The following is a 20,861-nucleotide window of genomic DNA, read 5'->3' as shown; positions in this document are numbered from 1 at the left end:
GTTGTGGCATGGTTCCTCCTTGAAGGTCAGGTCGCGCGGGATGATCCCGCTGTCGATACGCTCTGGCGGCGCTGGTTATTGTTTCTGCGTCAATAATGCTGAATACATGATAATCATCATGTATAAAATGAAAATAACGGCCGTCGCAACGGCCGTTATTGAAACGTTTCCATCTGGAAACGTTGCCAAGATAGCTCGAGATCTTGAACGTGTCAAGCGTGCGGCAAACGTGCGATGACCTTGATTTCGAACTCGAATCCGTACAGCCAGGTCACGCCGACGGCGGTGACGTTCGGATAGGGCGCCTGGCCCCAGTATTCCTGCGCCACGGCCCAGACACGCTCGAATGTCGATTGGGGGTCGACGATGAACACGGTCACGTCGACCACGTCCTCGAAGCGGCAGCCGGCCGCGGCCAGGACGGCGTTGAGGTTCCCGAAGGCGCGCCGGACCTGGTCGTCCAGGTCGGGTTCGGGCGAGCCGTCGTCGCGGCTGCCGACCTGGCCCGAGACGAACAGGAAGCCGTTGGCGCGCACCGCCGGCGAATAGCGGTTCTTTTCGTACAGCGCCTGGCGGCCCGGCGGGAAAACGACGTCGCGGATGGTCATGGTGATCTCCTTTGTGAGTCAAGGATCTCACTGTAGAGCCTCGACCGTTCCCAATAAATCGCCAAGTCACGCCATCACTGTTTGTATAATCGAAACAATCAACCTTTGGAGGGAGCGTGGACCGATTCGATGGCATGCGGGCATTCGTGCGCGTCGTGGAAGCCGGCAGTTTCACGAGGGCGGCGCAGACACTGGACATGAGCCGGGCGACGGTTACCCTGCTCATCCAGCAACTGGAGACGCGCCTGCGCGTAAAACTGCTGCACCGGACCACGCGCAAGGTCAACGTCACGGAAGACGGCGCGGTGTATTACGAACGCGTCGTGCACATGCTGGCCGAGCTGGAAGACCTCGAGGCCGGGTTGCCGAACAAGGCGACGGCACCGGCAGGGCGCTTGCGCGTCGATGTGCCGAGCCCGTTCGCGACGATGCTGCTCGTGCCGGCGCTGCCCGGGTTCTACGCGCGCTACCCGGACATCCAGCTCGACCTGGGCGTCAGCGACCGGATGGTGGACCTGATCGGAGACAATGTCGATTGCGTCGTGCGGGGCGGCATCCTGACCGACCAGTCGCTGGCCGCGCGTCACGTGGCCGACCTGCAGCTGCGGGTCTATGCGGCGCCCGCGTATCTGGAACACGCGGGCGTGCCGGCGCATCCGGCGCAACTGCGCGAGCCGTCCCACCGCATCGTGCAGTTCCGCGGCGCGCGTTCCGGGCAGGGATTCGAGTACGCATTGCGGCGGGCTGGCGAGACCGTGCTGCTGGACGCGCGGTACATGCTGGCGATCGACGACGGCAACGCGTATCTCGCGGCCGGGCTGGCCGGCCTGGGCGTGCTGTGGCTGCCCGATTACATGGCGCGGGACGCGGTCGCGCGGGGCGAGCTCGTGCGGTTGTTCGACGGCTGGGAGATCGCGCCGCTGCCACTGTACGTCGCGTATCCTGCCAATCGGCGCATCGGCAGGAAGCTGCGGGTGTTCATCGACTGGGTGGTTGAATTAATGGAGGAAAAACAATGACGATCAAGCGCATGGATAACGTCCTCATCGTCGTGGACGATCTCGACGCCGTGAAAGCGTTTTTCATCGACCTGGGGCTCACGCTGGAGGGCGAAACGACGGTCGAGGGGCCGGACGTCGGGCGCCTGATCGGCCTGGAGAACGTCAGGGCGACGCTCGCGATGCTGCGCACGCCGGATGGCCAGGGCATCGAGCTGGACAAGTTCCACACGCCGGACGCCGTCAGGTTCGGGCCGGTGGCGGCGCCGGTGAATGCGCTGGGCTTGCGGCGGGTGATGTTTGCCGTCGACGACATCGATGAGATGGTCGTGCGCATGCGGGAGCGTGGCCACGAGGTCATCGGCGAGATGCGGTACGGGGAGTCCTACCGGCTGGCGTATATTCGTGGGCCGGAGGGGATCATTGTTGGGCTCGCTGAAGCGGTCGGGGCGTGATTTATGTGATGCGTAACGGCATCTGCGAAATTTCGCATAATCTATAGAAATTCGAATCCGAGGTGGTCGGAACCCGCATGGTTGCTGCGTTTGCGGGGGGAGTTGTCAAAAATAAATTGACACCACTAGCGACCAGGACGGTTCCGGCCGTCATCGCTGTCCTCGACATAAAAACTTCCCACAGGCTTTTCTGGCCTGTTTTTTCGGCGCGGTCTATGCAGGCCGCGCCGATTATCTCTAGCGGATTGATGTCCAGCTGAAGGGCGACGGCCAGACAGGCCTCGTCGTCCATTACTCGCTTTCCGTTCATGTATTGGCTAATCGTGCCGCTGGTCACGCCCAGGTGTTCGGCTAATTGCCTATCGTTTTTGAGGCCATATTTGGCCTTCACTTGATTAAGAAATTTCACGCTTTGCATGGTTGCCCCTTGACAAGTGCACTCGGCTGAGTGCAACCTCTCACCTGAGTGCATTACTCAGTTGAGAGAACAGGTCGAATCCTATGGGTAAACCTTCCGTTGGTCAATCAGGAGTCTTCGGCGGGTCACCGAGCGTCGGCTCTGCCCAGGTGCCTGCTGCGGGCAAAGACGCCTTCTCGATCTGCTTACGTTCGTAGCGCCGCCCTAGGTAGAACATCAGGCCGCATATGGCTATGTTCCAGAGGCAATCCCAGATTCCGAGCCAATAGTTTGCTTCCGACACAGTAAAAAACATGATTTTTCCACAAAGCAACAATGGTCAGCAGTATGCCATAGCGCCGGGGCCTTCCAACATGACGGCTGTCCAAGTTCAGGACTACATCGACCTGCTGTGCTCCAAGGTCGCGACGTTGGGGGAACTGTACGTGGCTCGCCAGTTGGCATGGGCAACGGCCGAACTGGAGCGAGTGCAATGATCGGGGCAAAGCTCGGTATTTCCGGCGATGGCATGGGTGTTTATGCTGCCGACCAAGGCCGCGCCGGCCTGCGGCGCGCAGCGACGCGAGACGGCGAGGCCGCCGGAGGCGGCTCCCCCCGTACTGTAATACGGGGGGAAAGTGACGGAACGCCAACACAGCAGCAGCGATTGGCGATCATCGACTGGCTTCGTTTTACCTTCCTGCCGACAGGCAGCGAAATTGAGGCGCTGGATGTGTTGAAGCGATATTTCGCGCTCTGGTTTTCGATCCCGATGAACTTCCTTCCTGCTGAGAAGGGCATGTTTGGCTACAAGTCGAGTTTCGATCTTATGGTTTGGATCGATGCAGAGTTTGTGAAGGTTGGTACGGTCGCCATGGGCGGCAGCAGTACCGGTAGCACGATGATGGTTGACCTCACCGGCAAGGGCTGTTCGATGGTGAGCGATTGGCAGGCTGTGTACGCCACATTGCAGGACCTCGACGCGCGCATTACGCGGGCCGATACGGCGCTCGATCTGCTTGAAGGATTCACGCTCGACCAGTTCGATGACCTGTACGTGTCTGGTGAATTTAACTGCGGTGGGCGTATTCCTACGCGGCGTTATTTCGAGGGCGGACATAGCGGCGACCTGCACGCGCTGGGGCGCACGCTCTATCTCGGAAAGAAGGCGAACGGCAAAGAGCTTTGCATCTATGAGAAGGGCAAACAGCTCGGCGACCCTAGCAGCGAATGGCTGCGCATCGAGATTAGATTCGGCAATCGCGATCGCGTTATTCCGCATGACATTGTGCTGAATCCGACGACCTATTTCGCTGGCGCGTTTATCGCGTTGGAAGATCTGGTCGAGACCATCAAGACCAAGATCAAGACTGATCAGCGTGACATCGTCAGCGAGGAACGAACCATCGTCCTCAAGCGGTTGACGCACTACCTTGTCTCGGCTTATGGCAAGACGATTTACCAGCTCGCGCAAGAGTTGGGCATGGATCACAAGGCCCTTTACGAACTGCTGCATGTACCCGGTGTACCGCATCGTTTAGAAAAATCCGCTGTGGCCGGCGGCGTGAACCGGGTGCACGAGCCAGCCCGACCAATGGAGCAGTGAAAATGCAAATGAAAGCAAAGGCGACCATTCGTGGCGCGAAGATGTTCAAGGGTCGTATGGATGACGGTAAAGAGATCGACAGCGGCAAGCTGTTTGTCGAGGTCATTCTCAAGGAAAGCGATAACGCGTTCGGTATGTGCACCGAGCCGATGAAGTGCAAAAATTCGTCCGTGATCGAGACGATCAAGCATCTTAAGTTTCCGTTTATCGCTGAGCTGGACATCGAGATGGTCAGCGGCTCGAAGGGCATGGAACAGACGGTGCTGGCCGTTGCTCCTGTCCAGGCGATCCGCGATCAGGCTTCGGCTGCTGCTCCGGCCGCGAAGGCGTAAGACATGCCGGCGTGCGCTCGAGCAGTCCAGCAGGCAGACGGTTCTTATGCTCTGGTGCTCGACCCGTCGGCGACTGATTTGTCGACGTGTGCTTACGTCGTTCAAACCGGGGCGGAGCTTGGTAACTCTCTCGTGTCCTTCTCTGCCTCTGATGGGGCCTTGCTGTCGTCTGGTGTTATCTCCTGCTGGGTGGCGGCTTATGGCATTCGTTCTGTAATTGAAGTGATCAAGGGATCAACAAATGAAACTGGGTAACCTGAAAAAAGCGGCTGCTGCCGCACTGGGCGTGGCTGCAATGGCTGTATCGTCGTTCGCATCGGCGGCTGTCGATATCAGCGCGGATACGACGTCTGCAAAAACCGACATCGCGACTGCTGGTGGTCTGATCATCGGTGTGGTGGTCTCGATCGCCGTGGTCGGTTGGATTCGTCGGGTCGTACGGTAATCGTTCGAGTCTGCCGCACAGGGGAGCTTTGCTCCCCTTTTTCGTTTACGGGGAGGGTTCGTTATGGCTGGCGTGTTTGTGTCGTTGGCGTTGTTGGGTGGGTTCTGGATTTTGTTGAGGAAGTGATGATGAGGCTCGTACTGTGGTTGTGCGTGTTTTTGCTGCTGCCTGTTGGTGATGCGTGGGCGGATTATGAGGCGGTGCCAAAGGGATTTATGTGCGGTAGCTCGGGTAGGACGTTCGACGATCACCAGCAGGCTTGCCAGTACATCTCCAATGCGTATTCGACTCCGGTGCCTTATCCCAGCGGTGCGAAGAAGTCTGTGGCTATTGGGTCGTATCCGGGTCCGTATCAGTGCAACTGGTGGTTGAATCCGGAGGGGACAGGGACGCCGGGTGTTGTGTCTTGTACGTTTCAGTGGTTTTGCCCGTATGGTGGCACTTTTACGATGACTACCAAGCCGATGTGTATCGGTGCGGATCCTCCGGTGAACTGTCCGATTGGACAGAAGGCGGAAGATTGGTTTCCGTACAACGGGAATGGTAAGGGTTTTCCGATCTGTTCATCGTCGGGTTGCGCCGCCACGGCGACCGATGTTCATACGTGTATGACGCTCGGCTCTACGGGTGTTCGCTGGTGCGATATCGAAGGGACGTTGACGGGTGCGAAGTGCAACGCCAATACGGACAATTCGCAGAATACGAATTATGGTGCCGGTGGCGCGAAGCCGTCAGGTTCGTCGACGCCGTCCGACCTTCCGCCGACGAAGAGCGGGGGTAAGAATATTCCTTGTCCGAAGGGCTCGGTTCAGGGTGGTTTTGATTCTGACGGCATCGTGATTTGCATCGGTACGGGATCCGATCCGCAGAATCCGCAAACACCGCCTCCAGTCACGACGAAGCCGCCGGTTACGGTCAATAACTCGGACGGTTCGACCACGACGACGCAACAGACTGTGCAGCAGAACAGTGACGGTTCGACGACCACGACGACGACGACGACTGTTGTGGGGGCCGATGGTTCCAAGACGGTTTCTCAAGGATCGACCACGACCAATAGCACTTCGGGTACGCCGGGTAAGCAGGACACGACGGCGGCCGATCAGGCGAATTTGTGCAAGCAGAATCCGACGTTGGCGATTTGCCGTAACTCGTCGGTGTCCGGCGATTGCACGTCTGGTGTCGTTTGTACTGGTGACGCTATCCAGTGCGCGACGCTCCAGGCGGCGCAGAAGCTGCAATGCGCGCGTCAGTCCGATGAGGACGGCTTGAAGTCGAGCGCGTCTAAGACGCTTGGTGATGCGATCTTAGGTGGTACCGATCCTAGCAAGGGTGCCATCGATACGCTCATCAAGGGGGACACGGCCGACATGAGCGCGCCTGTTCTCGATCAGGGCGGGTTTGTGGGTGGCGGCGCCTGCATTCCGGACAAGGTTTTTTCCGTGATGGGGCGGACCGTCACGATGTCGTTTGCCGCCGTGTGCAGCAATATCCAGCCTTTGCGTTATGCCGTTATGGCGTGCGCGTTTATTCTCGTCTATCTCATGGTGGCCCGTTCGGTCATCAACGGTTAAGGAGGTCATATGCCAGCTATGTTTATTGCCGCGCTGTGGGGCGCGCTTGCTACGGCGATGGGGTCGTTGATTGGGCGTGCGTTGATCGCGCTCGGCATTGGTTTTGTCACGTATAAGGGTATCGATTTGGGTATCGCTGCCTTGAAAACACAGGTGGTAAACGGTGTAAACAGTTTGCCTTCTGATGCGCTGTCCTTGGTGGGGTATCTCTGGCTTGACAAGGCGTTGACGGTCGTTTTTTCGGGTGTGGTCACGGCGTTGTCCATGAAGGCTGTCGGCGGTTCGGTTAAGAAGATGGTGTTGAAGTGATTACGCTCGGTACTGGTCTGCCGGGGAACGGCAAAACGCTGTTCATGCTGTCCACCATTGCGGCCAAGGCGAAGAAGGAAAATCGCGAGGTCTACTACCACAACATCAAGTTGGCCGACGTTGAGCCGGTGAATTCGTGGCAGAAGTTTGAGCCTGAAAAGTGGATGGATTTGCCGCACGGTTCCATCGTGGTTATCGATGAGTGCCAAGAGGTGTTTCCGAAGAAGCCGAACGGTGCGCAGCTTCCGCCTCATTATGAAGAATTGGCGAAGCACCGTCATAAGGGCTTCGACATGTTTTTCATCACGCAGCATCCCACGTTGATCGACAACTTCGTGCGGCGGCTGGTGGGTCAGCATTACCACAGCGTGCGTAAGTTCGGCATGCAGCGCGCGACCGTTTATGAGTGGAGCGCATGTAATCCGGCACCGGAAAACGTCGCCAGTCAGAAAAGCGCGATCACATTGAAGTGGGCCTATCCGAAGGAGGTCTACGGTTGGTACAAGTCGGCCGAGGTGCACACGGTCAAGCGCTCGATCCCGATGAAGCTGGTGTTGGCCGTGTTGTTCGTGGTTGCGGTGCTTGCGGCTGGTGTGTGGGCGTTGGATCGCTATCAGCATCGGTACGACAAGCAGAAGCCCGCGGTGGCTGCAGGCGAGACGGCCGGGGTGGCGTTGGTCGCTTCGCCTGCAGGACAGTTTTCGCCGAAGACGCCTGCGGAGATCGAGCTTGCCGCGAAGATGAGGGAGCTGGAAGACCTGCGCGAATACGTACGGCAGCAGACGGCGAGGGTGGCCGGGTTGCCGCAGACGGCGCCGAAGTATGACGAGTTGACGAAGCCGGTGCGCGTGCCGGTTCCGGCGATGTGTATCCAGATTGGTACGGTGTCCGGGTCGAAGGATGTTACGTGCAAGTGCTGGTCTCAGCAGGCCACGCGGATGCCTGATGTTCCGTTCAACATGTGCATTGAATTCGCGCGGAACGGCTTTTTCCGCGATTTTGACGCTGACCGGGACCGTTTGGCCTCCGAACGCACGGAACGCGGTGTGGACGCGATACGGGCCGTTCCTGAGGCTTCTATTCCCGTTCGCGAGGATCGTTCACGGCCTGTGCGCGTGATGTTGCCCGGTAAGGCAATGGGGCCTCAGCGCACGGACACGTCGCCGGGGTTGAATGAGGCGGGTGAGGTCGAGGATGGTCCGCCGAATAATCGCGCTACTCGTGCTGCTGCCGGGGCCAAGGTTGCCGGGTTGTAGTGTTCGGCTGATCGGCGATCGACGGAATTTTGTTCGACCTTGTCAGCTGGATTTTTGCCCAATCGGGCGCTTTCGGATCCGACCAGGTCGAATTTTGTTCGGTTCCGTTTTTCGGGAGGTGGTATGGCTTTGGATGCAGGTGTGTTGTCTGATATTGCTGATGCTAAGGTTGCGGTCGCGGTGGCCGGGGCGCTTGTTGTGGGTGTCGTGGTTGCTCGGCAGGCGGTTTGGTGGCTTCAAATGGTTATTCTTCAGAAGCAGCTTGATCGTGATTACATTGAGTACGAGGAGGCTCGTTCTCGGCAGCTGGACGCGGAGGCGCGCAACCGGCGTCATTGATTGGGTCCGTCCAGTTGGCCGGTGATCTGTCGTAAGGGGGGCAATCGGCACGTCCAGTTCGGCGCTGTTGCGGCGAGCTGGGCGGGATGGCCGACGATTTAGCCGAGGCGAAATAGCCCCCCCGTATACCAAGCGGCCCTCAAGGGCGCGGGCTCGGTACGGTTGCAGGGGATTTGGTATATTTCCGATATGCAACTAGAGTTGTTTCCATACGACAGTCTTGGGCCGACGGAGCTTCAAACGATCTACAGTGAAATACGGCGCTCGTATTGGGTTATCCGTAATCTCCGCGACGGCCGTTTCGGGCAGGCCCGGTTGAGGAAGCAGTATCGCGTTGTCGAGGTCAAAAAAAAACGCCTGCTGTTGGCAGGCGTCTCAAAGCGTGAAATTTTGGACCTTCTAGCTTGCTGTCGGCTTCAATGTAGCCGGTATAAGCATCCGTTTAAACCATGCGCGTACTGTTGATTTTCGTGACGAATCACGGCGACGTCGAATTTCGCATAATCTATATTATGTCAAATGACGTTTATCGAGACAGCCGAGGGATGCCTTCCCTGGCAGAGTAAACTGCTTTCCGGCAGAACGTCGGGCATGTCGTACATGTCGTCCCGGAGGCAGATGGATCACTGCCATGTGCACGCGCTCGTCTTGCCATGGCATCGGGGTCTGGACGCGGTGGCCGGGCTGCCTACGGCCGTGTCGCCAGCTCCGTGGGCTCCGAGAACGTCTCGGCGCCGCGCGCGTGCGCGCAATCGAGTTGAATCAGCCTGCCCGACCTCGGGCGTCGATCTGCAGGCGGCGCTGGAATCCAATCGGGATCGAAGCCGCGCCTGCGGCATCGGGAGGCGCGCTCCGCAGTTTGGATGGGCCGCATCGTCTCGGCGGTGCCTGAGAGCTCGCGGTGCGCTCCGCAATTCGAATGGTATTGCCTCGTCTCAGCGGTGCCTCAGGACGTAGGCCGCGGCGCGGCATCGATATCGATGCCGTAGCTCCCGGATCAGGCGGCACGCTTCGGAAGTCGATGCGCCAAGTCTTGTTTCGGTGGTGCTGAGAACTCGCGATGCCCCGTGGCGTCGCCAGCCAAGCCCGGACACCGAGGGAACATCAATCGCAATAAAAAATGAAATGGCAGGCTCCGCAATTCGTAACGCCATCTCGCCCCGATTCTGCGAGAGTTGAGCGACAACAGGGTTTGCAGTCAAATAAATTCCGATAATGCTGACGAAAGCGGATATTCCCAAACCTTTTCTTTCCCCTATCGGGGTCTTATTCAAGCCTAATAAACTCGACATTAGTGGAAATAATGTCGATTTGAATAAAAGGGCGGTTAAAAATATTCCGAGTCAACAATATACAGCCGAAATGACCTCATTATCCGACCGAATAGGCAAGTCTGCCTTTTCAATCGTCAGTATTTTCCCGCTCCAGTAGGAAACTCCTTCCCAAAAGACGCGCTCTCTCGCCCTGACCCCTATCAACAACGCCGAGCCCGTTTGTCACGATAGTGGACGGCGCGGGAATGGCGCCTGCCCTCTGCCGGTTCCAATGCTGCAAGCTATTTCAATGGAAAGGAGTACTGTCGTGAAACATTCTGCTATCGAAATCGGGACTCAACTGGAGGCCGCAGCGCCGCAACTGAGGACTGTGGAGACCATGCTGCAAGACATGGAAAGCAATGTGGCGCCGAATGCGCGTGCGGTCGCCCAGGGAAAATCGAAGCCCTTCCTGCCGACGATGCCTGCGGCCGAGTATGAAGAACTTAAATCGAAACTGCGGGCACAGGACCGGATGGGCGAGAAGCCGGTCGAGGCGGACATGGAAGCCGAAGCCCTCCCCCGCGCGCCCATCGTCCTCGTCGGTCCGAATTTCGCGGGTGCGACCGACGTCGACGGCCTGATGCCGCCGGACACGCATGGCGCGGTGGGTCTCGATCATTTCGTCGAGGTGACCAACTCCCACATCGATATCTTCCTGCGGACCAATCCCAGCCAGCGCACCAGCATTTCGCTGGCCGCCTTCTTCGGCTATAGCACCCGCGTGCTGTTCGACCCGCGCGCCGTGTACGACAGCGTGTGGAACCGCTGGGTCGTCACGGCGGACGCGTTCCAGGAGTCGAGCACGCGCCAGCTCTTCTTCGTCGCGATCTCCACCACGTCGAATCCGCTCGGCTCGTATTTCATCTACGCGCTGAACGTGACCTTCAATGCGGGCGATTTCTGGGATTACCCGCAGCTCGGCTACGACCAGGACGCGGTCATCATCACGGCCAACGTCTTCACGTCGTCCGGCGGATTCCGGGGTGCGGACATGTTTGCGGTGGCGAAAGCGCGCCTGTACAACGGGCTCGGCTTCTCGGTTCCCGTCTTCACGGGCCTGCGCGCCACGCTCGCGCCGCCGATCGTGCTCGACCAGAATGCCCGCACGTACCTGGTCGCCGCATCGGGCGGCAGCAGTCTGAGCCTCTACACGCTCACCAATTCGAGCCGGCCGAACGCGATCCAGCTGACGGGACCGGTGAGCGTGGCGGTGCCCGCCTACACCGCCCCGCCCGACGCGCCGCAGCCGGGCACGACGTCCACGCTGGATACGCTCGACGGCCGCTTCGTCAACGCCAGTACGCAGACCGGCGACTTCCTGTGGCAGGTTCATACCGTCAACCTGGTGGGCTATGCGGCGCCCAAGTTCTACCAGATCAATACGGCCACCAGTGCGCTCGTGCAGAGCGCGTTCTTCTTCGGGACGTCGACGTCGTTCGACTTCAACGCGGCGATCGCCGCCAACGGCGCGAACGACATCTACGTGACCTGGACGATGACCGACCCGCCACGCGGTACCAACGCCCAGGTGCGGTTCTCGGGCTTCGACCACAACAACGGCACCACGTATTCGCTGAGCCCGGGCATCGCGGCGTTCACGAGTCCGACGTTCTTCACGGGCGGCCGCTGGGGCGATTATTCGGCAGTGACGGTGGATCCGCGCAACACGCGGCGCGCGTGGCTGGTCAATGAGGATGTCCTGACCAACCACGACTGGGGCAGCCGGATCGTCGGCATCGGCTTCGCGTCGTGATCAGCGGATGCCGCTGTCGTAAATGATGCGTACCGGCGTGAACTGGTCCTTTCCCACCGTGACCGTTTGCGCCGGCGCCTGCGGATAGATGGCCTCGGATTCCGGTTGCAGGACGTACGTGCCGGGCTCGAGGATGATGCGGAACCGGCCGTCGGAATCGCTGCGGACCTCCGCCACGCGGCGCCCTGCCCCATCCGCCACGGCGATCAGCGCCTGGTACGGGCGCTGGTTGACCATGCACGGCCATTCGACCGGGCTCACCGGGCGCAGGATCACCTCGCCGTCGATACCGCTGGTAGCGTGAGCTGGAAGCACCATGCATCCAGTATAGTCACGAAAACGCGCAGCGTAAGGCGCTTACAGGATGCCGCGGCCGTTCACGGAAGCGATGATCTCGTCGTAGCGCTCGTTGTCGGTCTTGTGCAGATAAGCGGCCGTCGTCGCGATGTTCGCATGGCCCGCCGTGTCCTGCAGCGTCTTCAGCTGCACGCCGTTGTTCGCATGGTTCGTCAGCATGCTGTGGCGCAGCCAGTGCGCGGATGCCTGGCGCAGCGTGGCGGCCGTGTCGGCGTCGCCGCGCCCGTCCGCCACGCCTGCCGCGTCGGCGAAGATCGCCTTGATGGCTTCCGAGGCCGCTTCGTCCGTGATGCGCGCGAGCTCGCGGCTGCGGCTGGACAGGACGAGCGGCGTGCGGTCGGTCCGACCCGTCTGCGGCAACAGGCCGAACGCCTGGCGGTAGGTTCGAAACGCGTCCAGCATGTCCGGCGGCACCGGCAGGCGGCGCGGCTTGTTGCCCTTGCCGAGGACGTCGATCCACCAGCGGCCATTCCCTTCCGTGTAGATCGAGCCCATCGATGCACCCACGATCTCGTTCAGGCGCGCACCCGTATGCGCGAAGGCGACGAGCAGGAAGCGGTCGCGGGCGCGGCGCTTGAGCGCGGCCGGCGTGTCGGCAGCACGGTGTGCGACGGTCTCCAGCGCCAGCGCGATCGCGCCCTGCGTCAGGTAGCGCGTAATGCGGCTCGCGGACGGCGCCCGGACGTTGCGCACGAGCGCGCCCGGGTTGCGGCGCAGATAGCCCGTCTGCTCGGCAAAACCCAGCAGGCCCTTCACGGCGATCATCGCCTGTCTCCGGCTCGCGTCGGACAGCGGTCCCGTGAACGGCCGGTAGCGCGCATCGGTGCGTGGCCATTTCGTCGTGCAGACCCACTCGGGCGGCGGGTTCTTGAGGAATTCCTTGTACGCGTTCAGGTCGGCGACGTTCAGCTGGGCCAGCGTCTTTTTCGCTTCCTCGCGGCACCAGGTCAGGAAGCGGAACAATTCCTTTTGGGTGTTCTGGATGGATTTCGCGCTCAGTTCGCCGTGGGCGATGAATTCGCGCGCCAGTTCGATGTCCGTGGTCGCTTCCGTGATCGCGTCCTCGGCCTGGCGGTACATCTTGACGTGCAGGCGACCGCTCGCGCCGGTCGTGATCGCTTCCGGTATCGTTGGACCAAGGTCGATGGGCGTGAAGTTCGGCATGGCGGCGCTGGGATGACTGTGTTTTTATACAGTATAACAGCTCGGCAGCAGACGGCCCAGCGCCGGCGTTGATTTAGTCCAGGAGTCGCTGCCGCGTCGCGGCCAGGATCTCGTCGCCCAGCGCCGGATCGTCGACCGCCCGCGCGAGCGTCACCGCGCCCACCATCGCGGCCAGCGCCAGCATGGCGTCGGCCCGCGCGTCCGCCTCGGCGCGGCGCTTGCCGGGCAGCGCGCGCATCAGGCGGTCGATGGCGCCCTTCACGTGGGCCGTGAACGGGCCGCGGGTGGCCGGCTCCTTCGCGCTGTCGGCCGCGAGCGCCGTCATCAGGCAGCCCGCGCCGGCGCCGTCGACGTGGCGCCGGCTCAGGTACAGGTCGAGGTAGGCCGCGATGCCCTGCTCCGCCAGGATGCGGTCGAAATCGGCCTGCGTCCGCGACGACAGGTCGGCCAGCGCCTCGGCCATCAGCGCTTCCTTGGAGGCGAAGTGGTTGTAGAACGGCCCGTGCGTGAGGCCGGTCGCCTTCATGATCTCGCCGACGCTGACGCCCGCGAAGCCGCGTTCGCGGAACAGCCGGCCCGCCTGCTCGAGGATGCGGCGGTGCTTGGCGGCGGTTTCTTCCGGTGGATAGCGCATGTCTATCGCCTCCATATAAATTGTGAGGTTGACTTCAAATATTATATCCATCATGCTTCGTCCATCCAAACATGACGTTCATCATGTTTGCTTTCAACCCCACCATCGAGGAGTACATCATGAGCAAAGCACAGCAAGGCACGGCCATCGTCACCGGCGCATCCGCAGGCCTGGGCAGGATTTACGCGGACCGCCTGGCGCGGCGCGGCTACGACCTCGTCCTCGTCGCCCGCCGCGGCGACAAGCTCGCTGAACTGGCCGAGACGCTGGCCACCGAATATGGCGTGCAGGTCCGTCCCTTCGTTGCCGACCTCAGCCGCAGCAACGACGTGGAGCGCCTGGCCGACCTGATCCGTGACGATGCCAGCATCACCATGCTCGTGAATAACGCGGGCGTGTCGGTGTCCGGTGCGACGACGACCTTGAATCCGGCCGATGTCGCCTGGCAGCAAGCGATCAACGTGGACGCGGTCAACCGCCTGAGTCTTGCCGCCCTGCCGCAATTTTTGGCGCGCAATCACGGTACGCTCGTGAACATTGCCTCGATCCTCGGATTCGGCTTCCTGCCGACGAGCACGTTCTACAGCGCCGGCAAGGGCCATGTCGCGAACCTGACGCGCGCCCTCCAGAACGAGGTCCAAGGCACGAACGTCCGCGTGCAACTGGTGGCGCCGTCCGTGACTGCCACCGAGATCTGGGAAGAAGACCGGCTGAATGCGATGGACCCGCGCATCGTGATGACGGCCGAGGATTGCGTGGACGCGGCCCTTGCTGGCCTCGACCTGGGCGAGCAGGTGACCTTCCCGTCCGTCGAGGATGCGCAACTGTGGAAGAATTTCGAGGAAGCCGCCGCCAGGCTGATGCAGGGCGCGATGAGCGGCAAGCCGGCCTCGCGCTACCTGGCCGCCGCGCACGCTTGAACCGCGTTTGCAGCCCGCCCGCGCCTACGGGACAATGACCGTGACGACCAGCACACCGAAAGGAGCATGCATGAGCATCACGGTAAAGAACACGACGCCCGACACGACCCGCGTCACCCTGTTCGGCGAATTGCGCGACGGCAGCTTCGACGCGAAGATCATGGCCGAGACCGACGTACCCTACACGCGCTGCTGGGAAGATGAGGTCGAGCAGCGCATCGTCTACATCCAGCCCGATCCCGACCAGTTACAAGCGATCCTGGCCGCGCTCAACGAGCGCCGGCTGACGATCGAACAATTGCAGGAGTTCGGCAGCGTGGGCGGCGGCACGTCCGAGATTCCGGTCTGATCCTACACGCGCACGCCATGCCTGCCGACAGACGGGCGGCGTGCGCGCGGCGACAATCGCTCATCAATTGACACTTCAGGAGGCGACATGAACGCGAAATCGACGACGATCGGCGTCGGCAACCCGACCAGCGGCGAAGAAGGCAGCACCCTCACGCACGAGACGATGGCCGAGACGGGCGGCAGCGGCACCCAGCCGCGTCCGGAAGAGGAAGCGCCGCTGGCGCGCGGCAGCAGCCAGTCCGGCGAGGCCGGCAACCGCCAGGGGCAGCCGGACGAGCCGGCGGAAGGCGAAGGCACGGCCGCGACAGCCATCAACCGCGGCTACCAGGACACGCGCAGCCGCCAGGCCAGCCCCGGTTCGACGGGTCTCGGCGCGCCCGAAACGGGCGGTAACCAGAGCGAAGACGACCTGGCGCCGCCCCGCCGCGACTGACCCGCGGGCGGCGCCGGCCATGCGGCAGATCTGGGCGCAGTCCATGTCCAGTGCGATGGCTGGTCGTGGATGTTGGCCGTGGATAGGTGACGTCTATTTTCGCGTATCGCTCCGGATGACGGCGCCACCCTTCATGACGAAGTCCACGCGCGTCAGCGCGGCCGGATCCGCCAGCGGATCCCCGCTGACCGCCACGATGTCCGCATACTTGCCCGGCGTGATCGACCCCACGCGATCCTTCCAGCCCAGCAGGTCGGCGCCATTGATTGTCGCGGCCTGGAGCGCCTGCATGGGCGTCATGCCGTACTTGACCATGTAAAAGAACTGGCGGGCATTGTCGCCGTGGGGATAGACGCCGGCGTCGGTGCCGAACGCCATCTTGTCGCCTGCCTTGAACGCCTTGCGGAAGTTATCGCGCTGCAGTTGACCGACCATGCGCTCCTTCTCCAGCGACTCCGGCAGCATCCCGGCCCTGGCGCCTTCCTGCAGGATGAAGTCGTCGTTATAGATGTCCATCACGAGATACGTGCCTTTTTCTCGCGCGAGGCGGATGCCCTCGTCGTCGATCAGGCTCGCATGCTCGACCGAGTCGACGCCGGCCAGGATCGCGTCGCGGATGCTGCTCGCGCCATGCGCATGCGCGGCCACGCGGCGGCCCAGTTTATGGGCTTCCTCGACGATTGCCTTCATCTCTTCCAGCGTCAGTTGCTGGGCGCCCGCCTCGTCGCCTTTCGACAGCACGCCGCCGGAGGCGCAGATCTTGATCGTGTCGGCGCCGAACTTCGCCATCTCGCGCACCTTGGCGCGTGCCGCCCACGGACCGTCGGCCACGCCGTTCTCCGTGAAATGGAAATCGTGCGGCAGCAGGTTGTTGTCGCAGTGGCCGCCCTGGATGCCGATGGCGTAGCCGGCCACGCGCATGCGCGGACCGGGCAGCTCGCCGTCGTTGATGGCGTCGCGCAGCGCCACGTCGCCGAAGCCGCTCGCGCCCACGTTGCGCACCGTCGTGAAGCCGGCTTCCAGCGTGCGCCGCGCCGCGTACGCGCCGTACATGGCGGCGCGGATGTCGGACACGCCCAGTGACCGGTAGCCGTGCAGGTTCGGGTCGCCGGTCAGGTGCACGTGGGCGTCGATCAGGCCCGGGAGCACGGTCTCGCGCGACAAATCGATCACCTGGGCGCCCGCCGGCACGGTCGTGCTCGCGCTGGGTCCGACGGCCGTGATGCGTTCGCCGCTGACGAGGATAGTCTGGTCCGGCAGTACCTTGCCACCGACGACGTCGACCAGTTTGCCGGCGCGGATGGCGACGACCTGGTCGGCGGCGGTAGCCGACAACGTGAAGGTAAGGATGGCCAGCGCGGCCGCGAGCGGTGTCTTGTTCATGGGATTGGGCTCTCGGATAAAAGAGGTTGCGCAGCCAGTCGGTACCAGCTGCGCCAGGAAACGATGGCATTGACCCAGAAGCCGCCATACAGCACGGCCGTCAGGACGAGGTCGCGGCTCAGGTAGAGCGGTGCGGCGATGGAGTTCACCAGCAGCCAGAACGCCCAATTCTCGACGCGGCGCTGCATCATGAGCACCTGGCCGATGACGGAAAAGACGAGGACGGCGGAATCGAGGAAAGGCGCGTACGCGCTGGTCGTGAAGTGCAGCAACGCCCCGTAGCCGGCCGTGGCGGCGATGCCCACCGGCACGGTCCACAAGAGGTTGGCAGCGCCGGCGTGCGTGATCGGCAGCGGGTCGCCATGGTCGCCGCGCACCCATTTCCACCAGCCGACGACGCTGGTGGCGACGAAGAACGCCTGCAGGGCGACGTCGGCATACAGGCGGTTCTGGGCGAACAGCGCGCCGAACAGCGTGCAGCCGACGATGCCGGTCCACCACGTGTGGACGTTGTTGCGTCCGGCCAGCAGGATGGACACCGCGACAAATCCGTTCGCCGCCAGTTCGAGCGGCGCGATCATCGCGTCCGGCCCTGCCCGTCCCTATCCATGCACGCTCCTTCAAAGAAGCGTGTACTGTACGCCAGCCACTCCGATTATTGCAAGAGAGGAATGTTATAGCTTCAGTGTGCGGTGTTCGGCATCCACGTCCGGCCGGGTGCCGGTCACGGCCGCTTTCGCGTAGGCGAACAGGCGCACCATCTTGCTGTCGTGCGAGTCCCAGTATTCGGCGGAGTGCGGCTCGACGCGGATCAGCACGGCGTGCTCGTCGTCCGGACCGGCCGGGAACCACGCCTGCACGCCCGCGTTCCACATCGCGCGGATGCGTTCGCGGTCGACGACGCGCTCGGCCAGGCCGCTGACCGACACGAACAGGCTGTCTTCCGGCTTCGCGAACGACAGGTTCACTTGCGGCCGGTGCGCGATGCAATCCCACAGCGCGGTCTGCGTGGACGTGAAGAACCAGACGCCGCCCGCGTCGTCGACCTCTTCCTGTGTCATCGGCTGGCTCAGCAGGTGGCCGTGTTCGTCCTGCCATGTGAACATGGGAAAGCGGACTTCCTTGATCCTCGATTTCAGGTCGGCGATGTCTTTGCTGTCGTGTGAGCTCATGGTGGTTCCTTGTACGGATGGAGCCCCATCGTAGCGCGCGCCCACCTGTGGTTCGGTGCGGCGGCGAACCTTTGAGGCCGGTCAACAGTGCCCGCAAGCAGAAAAAATGCCACGTTGCAGCGCAATATAATCTGCCATCTCGTCTCATTTTCGGGTGATGCATGGGTTCCCTCTTCGAGCCGGACGAGCGGCCGCGTCTCGTCGTCCACGTGGTCGACGCGCTCGATGCCGCCCTCACCGAGACCAGCCTGCTGAACCTGATCCGCTACCTGCCGCCCGAGCGCTATCGCCACGCCATCGTCTGCATGCACGACCGCTTCGGCCATCACGCCGACGTCCGCGAGCACGGCGTCCAGGTCGTCAACCTGCACAAGCGGTCCGGGTCCGATCCCCTGCACTACGTGCGTATGTTCGGCGTGTTGCGCGCGCTGCGGCCCGACCTCATCCACACTCGTGACGGCGCCGGGCTGCCCGCCCAGGTGGTCGCGGCGCTGGCCGGGGTCAAGCTGCGCGTGCATGCGGAACACGGACGCGGCGCGGCGGATGCCGGACGGGGCGTCGGTACCCGGCTGCTGCGCCGGCTGCTGTGTCCGCTCGTCGACCATTACATCGCGGCCAGCAGCGACCTCGAGGAATGGCTCGTCGAATCCGTGGGCGCGGAACCGGCGCGCGTGTCGCAGATCGCGAGCGGCGTCGACAGCGTGCAATTCCATCCGCGGCTGGGGCCGTCCGCCGCCGTCGGCCCGCCCGGTTTCATGCACGATGGGGCATTCGTCGTCGGGAGCGTCGGCCGCATGGATGCCGCCGGCAACCACACGACCCTCGTCGAGGCATTCCTGCGCCTGATCGCGTCGCCGCATCCGGCGCACCAGCGGTTGAAGCTGCTGCTCGTCGGCGACGGGTCCGAGCGCGCCGAATGCCAGGCGCTGCTGCACCGGGCCGGCGCGGCGGCGCGTGCCTGGCTGCCGGGCGCCCGCGCCGACGTGGCGCAGCTGCTGCGGGCGATGGACCTGTTCGTGCTGCCGGCGCGTGCGGAGGACCGGTCGGGCGCGATCCTGCAGGCGATGGCGACGGGGTTGCCGGTCGTCGCGACGGCCGTCGGCGGCAATACTGAGCTCGTCCACCCGGGCTTTACGGGCATCCTCGTGCCGCCGATGTCGACGGAATTGCTGGCGGCGGCGATCGCCGATTACTGCAGGATCCCGGACATGGCGGCCCGCCACGGCGCCCGCGCGCGCAGCCAGGTGATCGCGCGCCACAGCATGCCGGCGATGGCCCGCGATGTCCTTGCCGTCTACGATGCCCTCACGGGCGGCGACGCGCCGGGGAGCGTCCGCGGGGGATGCTGAACAGCGGCATCTTCCACATGCCCGCGCCAAATCGTCTATAGTGATGCCTCTTTACAAAAGCAAAACCAAGAGAGTGCGATGAAATTTGACGTAGCCATCGTCGGCAGCGGCCTCGCCGGCCTGTCGGTTGCCCTTCATCTGGCGCAAACCCGCAAGGTCGCCATCATCTCCAAGCGCGAGCTCCTCGACGGTGCCAGCAACTGGGCGCAGGGCGGCATCGCCGCCGTGCTGGACTCGGGCGACAGCCACGACCAGCATATCGCCGACACCCTCGTCGCCGGCGCCGGCCTGTGCGACGAAGCGGCCACCCGCTACATCGTCGAGCACGGGCGCGAGGCGATCGAATGGCTGATCGAGCAAGGCGTGCCGTTTACCCGCGACGAGACAGCGGAACTCGGCTTCCACCTGACCCGCGAGGGCGGTCACAGCCAGCGCCGCATCATCCACGCCGCGGACGCCACCGGCCACGCCGTGCAGGTGACGCTGGAACAGAAAGTGCGCGCGCACCCGAACATCACCCTGTTCGAGCATCACTGCGCGATCGACGTGATCACGTCCGATAAACTGCAGCCGGACGGCGTGCATGCCGGACCGGCCCTCGTCGGCCAGCCGCGCTGCCATGGCCTGTACGTGCAGGACGAACAGAGCGGCAGGGTGCAGACGTTCGAGGCGGAGCACACCGTGCTCGCCACCGGAGGCGCCGGCAAGGTCTACCTGTACACGACGAACCCCGACACCGCGACGGGCGACGGCATCGCGATGGCCTGGCGCGCCGGCTGCCGCGTGTCGAACATGGAGTTCATCCAGTTCCACCCGACCTGCCTGTACCACCCGTTCGCGAAATCGTTCCTGATCACGGAAGCGGTGCGCGGCGAAGGCGGATTGCTGAAGCTGCCGCCCGAGGCGGGACCCGCGGCCGGCACGCGCTTCATGCCCGCGCACGACGACCGCGGGGAACTGGCGCCGCGCGACGTCGTCGCCCGCGCCATCGACTTCGAGATGAAGAAGCGCGGCATCGACTACGTCCACCTGGACATCACGCACAAGAGCCCGGAATTCATCAAGGAACACTTCCCGACGATTTACGCGCGCTGCCTGGAGCTGGGCATCGATATCACGAAGGAACCGATTCCCGTCGTGCCGGCCGTCCACTTCACGTGCGGCGGCGTCGTGACCGATTTGTCCGGCCGCACCGACATCCCGGGCCTGTACGCCGTCGGCGAGACTGCCTACACGGGCCTGCACGGCGCCAACCGCCTGGCCAGCAATTCGCTGCTGGAATGCCTCGTCGTCGGCCGCGCGTGCGCCCACCAGATCGCCGCGGCGCCGTCGGTCGACGTGCCCGCGCTGCCCGCGTGGGACGAAAGCCGCGTCACCAATGCGGACGAGGAAGTGGTCATCGCCCACAACTGGGACGAGCTGCGCCGCTTCATGTGGAACTACGTCGGCATCGTGCGCACGACCAAGCGCCTGGAACGCGCGCAGCACCGCATCAAGCTGTTGAAGGAAGAGATCGACGAGTACTACCGCAACTTCCGCGTCACCAACGACCTGCTGGAGCTGCGCAACCTCGTCGAGGTGGCGCACCTGATCGTGCGCAGCGCGCTGTCGCGCCACGAAAGCCGCGGCCTGCATTTCTCGCGCGACTATCCGGATACGCTGCCGAAGGCATTGCCCAGCGTGCTGACGCCGCGCCGCCGCTAATTCGGG

Annotated in this window: 25 protein-coding genes; 16 read left to right on the top strand and 9 right to left on the bottom strand. The window is 62.8% G+C overall.

What is annotated here, in order from left to right; translation table 11 throughout:
- Window positions 1-212 precede the first annotated feature (212 nt).
- A complete protein-coding gene (locus tag ACEN9G_RS28990) occupies window positions 213-608 on the bottom strand; it encodes a RidA family protein (RefSeq protein ID WP_413340126.1) in 396 nt (131 codons plus the stop codon).
- Between the two features lie 116 nt (window positions 609-724).
- On the opposite strand from ACEN9G_RS28990, the gene ACEN9G_RS28985 reads away from it, so the two are divergent.
- Window positions 725-1,627, top strand: a complete 903-nt coding sequence (locus ACEN9G_RS28985; RefSeq protein WP_413340125.1) for a LysR family transcriptional regulator — start codon at window positions 725-727, stop codon at window positions 1,625-1,627.
- Entirely contained in the window at window positions 1,624-2,061 is a 438-nt protein-coding gene (locus tag ACEN9G_RS28980) for a VOC family protein (protein ID WP_413340124.1), read from the top strand. Before ACEN9G_RS28985 ends, ACEN9G_RS28980 begins: the two co-directional genes overlap by 4 nt.
- A 1-nt stretch (window position 2,062) precedes the next feature.
- On the opposite strand, the gene ACEN9G_RS28975 is transcribed toward ACEN9G_RS28980, so the two are convergent.
- Window positions 2,063-2,479: a helix-turn-helix domain-containing protein gene (locus ACEN9G_RS28975; protein WP_413340122.1), complete on the bottom strand. Its 417-nt coding sequence runs from the start codon at window positions 2,477-2,479 to the stop codon at window positions 2,063-2,065.
- A 103-nt stretch (window positions 2,480-2,582) separates the two neighbouring features.
- Complete coding sequence (locus ACEN9G_RS28970) at window positions 2,583-2,774, bottom strand: hypothetical protein (RefSeq protein ID WP_413340121.1); 192 nt, start codon at window positions 2,772-2,774, stop codon at window positions 2,583-2,585.
- Between ACEN9G_RS28970 and ACEN9G_RS28965 the strand changes: the two genes are divergently transcribed.
- From ACEN9G_RS28965 to ACEN9G_RS28925, 9 genes are all read left to right on the top strand, one after another.
- On the top strand, window positions 2,773-2,955 hold the full coding sequence (locus ACEN9G_RS28965) for a hypothetical protein (RefSeq protein ID WP_413340119.1): 183 nt from the start codon (window positions 2,773-2,775) through the stop codon (window positions 2,953-2,955). The two genes, ACEN9G_RS28970 and ACEN9G_RS28965, sit on opposite strands and share 2 nt — an antisense overlap.
- Window positions 2,952-4,064 (top strand): replication initiation factor domain-containing protein, encoded by a 1,113-nt coding sequence (locus ACEN9G_RS28960; protein ID WP_413340117.1) that lies wholly within the window; start codon window positions 2,952-2,954, stop codon window positions 4,062-4,064. Before ACEN9G_RS28965 ends, ACEN9G_RS28960 begins: the two co-directional genes overlap by 4 nt.
- A 2-nt stretch (window positions 4,065-4,066) precedes the next feature.
- The gene (locus ACEN9G_RS28955; protein WP_413340115.1) at window positions 4,067-4,396 is read left to right on the top strand and encodes a hypothetical protein; all 330 of its coding nucleotides are present in this window, start codon (window positions 4,067-4,069) and stop codon (window positions 4,394-4,396) included.
- A 241-nt stretch (window positions 4,397-4,637) separates the two neighbouring features.
- Entirely contained in the window at window positions 4,638-4,841 is a 204-nt protein-coding gene (locus ACEN9G_RS28950) for a major capsid protein (protein ID WP_413340114.1), read from the top strand.
- Between the two features lie 128 nt (window positions 4,842-4,969).
- Complete coding sequence (locus tag ACEN9G_RS28945; protein ID WP_413340112.1) at window positions 4,970-6,415, top strand: virulence factor TspB C-terminal domain-related protein; 1,446 nt, start codon at window positions 4,970-4,972, stop codon at window positions 6,413-6,415.
- Between the two features lie 9 nt (window positions 6,416-6,424).
- Window positions 6,425-6,724 carry a DUF2523 domain-containing protein gene (locus ACEN9G_RS28940; protein WP_413340110.1) on the top strand — a complete coding sequence of 100 codons (300 nt, stop codon included), beginning with the start codon at window positions 6,425-6,427 and terminating at the stop codon, window positions 6,722-6,724.
- Window positions 6,721-7,980 (top strand): zonular occludens toxin domain-containing protein, encoded by a 1,260-nt coding sequence (locus ACEN9G_RS28935; protein WP_413340108.1) that lies wholly within the window; start codon window positions 6,721-6,723, stop codon window positions 7,978-7,980. The genes ACEN9G_RS28940 and ACEN9G_RS28935 overlap by 4 nt, the downstream gene beginning before the upstream one ends.
- 123 nt (window positions 7,981-8,103) lie before the next feature.
- Complete coding sequence (locus tag ACEN9G_RS28930) at window positions 8,104-8,319, top strand: hypothetical protein (protein WP_413340107.1); 216 nt, start codon at window positions 8,104-8,106, stop codon at window positions 8,317-8,319.
- Window positions 8,320-9,972: 1,653 nt separating this feature from the next.
- Window positions 9,973-11,388, top strand: a complete 1,416-nt coding sequence (locus ACEN9G_RS28925; RefSeq protein WP_483127382.1) for a hypothetical protein — start codon at window positions 9,973-9,975, stop codon at window positions 11,386-11,388.
- On the opposite strand, the gene ACEN9G_RS28920 is transcribed toward ACEN9G_RS28925, so the two are convergent.
- From ACEN9G_RS28920 to ACEN9G_RS28910, 3 genes are all read right to left on the bottom strand, one after another.
- Window positions 11,389-11,703: a carboxypeptidase-like regulatory domain-containing protein gene (locus ACEN9G_RS28920; RefSeq protein WP_413343872.1), complete on the bottom strand. Its 315-nt coding sequence runs from the start codon at window positions 11,701-11,703 to the stop codon at window positions 11,389-11,391.
- A gap of 42 nt (window positions 11,704-11,745) precedes the next feature.
- On the bottom strand, window positions 11,746-12,909 hold the full coding sequence (locus ACEN9G_RS28915; RefSeq protein WP_371765657.1) for a tyrosine-type recombinase/integrase: 1,164 nt from the start codon (window positions 12,907-12,909) through the stop codon (window positions 11,746-11,748).
- A 73-nt stretch (window positions 12,910-12,982) separates the two neighbouring features.
- The gene (locus tag ACEN9G_RS28910; protein ID WP_483127381.1) at window positions 12,983-13,543 is read right to left on the bottom strand and encodes a TetR/AcrR family transcriptional regulator; all 561 of its coding nucleotides are present in this window, start codon (window positions 13,541-13,543) and stop codon (window positions 12,983-12,985) included.
- Between the two features lie 119 nt (window positions 13,544-13,662).
- Here ACEN9G_RS28910 and ACEN9G_RS28905 point away from each other — a divergent pair, with 119 nt between their 5' ends.
- From ACEN9G_RS28905 to ACEN9G_RS28895, 3 genes are all read left to right on the top strand, one after another.
- Entirely contained in the window at window positions 13,663-14,463 is an 801-nt protein-coding gene (locus tag ACEN9G_RS28905) for an SDR family NAD(P)-dependent oxidoreductase (protein ID WP_413345725.1), read from the top strand.
- Between the two features lie 70 nt (window positions 14,464-14,533).
- Window positions 14,534-14,812, top strand: coding sequence for a hypothetical protein (locus ACEN9G_RS28900; protein WP_413345723.1), 279 nt, complete (start codon window positions 14,534-14,536; stop codon window positions 14,810-14,812).
- Window positions 14,813-14,899: 87 nt separating this feature from the next.
- Window positions 14,900-15,247 (top strand): hypothetical protein, encoded by a 348-nt coding sequence (locus ACEN9G_RS28895; protein WP_056132680.1) that lies wholly within the window; start codon window positions 14,900-14,902, stop codon window positions 15,245-15,247.
- A 93-nt stretch (window positions 15,248-15,340) separates the two neighbouring features.
- Here ACEN9G_RS28895 and ACEN9G_RS28890 read toward each other — a convergent pair whose 3' ends face one another.
- The 3 genes from ACEN9G_RS28890 to ACEN9G_RS28880 form a co-directional block, all read right to left on the bottom strand.
- On the bottom strand, window positions 15,341-16,630 hold the full coding sequence (locus tag ACEN9G_RS28890) for a Xaa-Pro dipeptidase (RefSeq protein WP_413344561.1): 1,290 nt from the start codon (window positions 16,628-16,630) through the stop codon (window positions 15,341-15,343).
- Window positions 16,627-17,211, bottom strand: a complete 585-nt coding sequence (gene pnuC / locus ACEN9G_RS28885) for a nicotinamide riboside transporter PnuC (protein ID WP_413344559.1) — start codon at window positions 17,209-17,211, stop codon at window positions 16,627-16,629. Before pnuC ends, ACEN9G_RS28890 begins: the two co-directional genes overlap by 4 nt.
- A 93-nt stretch (window positions 17,212-17,304) precedes the next feature.
- The gene (locus ACEN9G_RS28880; RefSeq protein WP_413344557.1) at window positions 17,305-17,802 is read right to left on the bottom strand and encodes a pyridoxamine 5'-phosphate oxidase family protein; all 498 of its coding nucleotides are present in this window, start codon (window positions 17,800-17,802) and stop codon (window positions 17,305-17,307) included.
- A 161-nt stretch (window positions 17,803-17,963) separates the two neighbouring features.
- Here ACEN9G_RS28880 and ACEN9G_RS28875 point away from each other — a divergent pair, with 161 nt between their 5' ends.
- Window positions 17,964-19,151, top strand: a complete 1,188-nt coding sequence (locus tag ACEN9G_RS28875; protein ID WP_483127380.1) for a glycosyltransferase — start codon at window positions 17,964-17,966, stop codon at window positions 19,149-19,151.
- Window positions 19,152-19,229: 78 nt separating this feature from the next.
- A complete protein-coding gene (gene nadB, locus ACEN9G_RS28870) occupies window positions 19,230-20,855 on the top strand; it encodes an L-aspartate oxidase (protein ID WP_495605492.1) in 1,626 nt (541 codons plus the stop codon).
- Window positions 20,856-20,861: the final 6 nt, after the last annotated feature.

The sequence above is a fragment of the Massilia sp. Masssp94 genome (assembly GCF_059491305.1).
The sequence above is the reverse complement of the archived record's forward strand: the minus strand, read 5'-3'. Positions and strand labels throughout refer to the sequence as shown.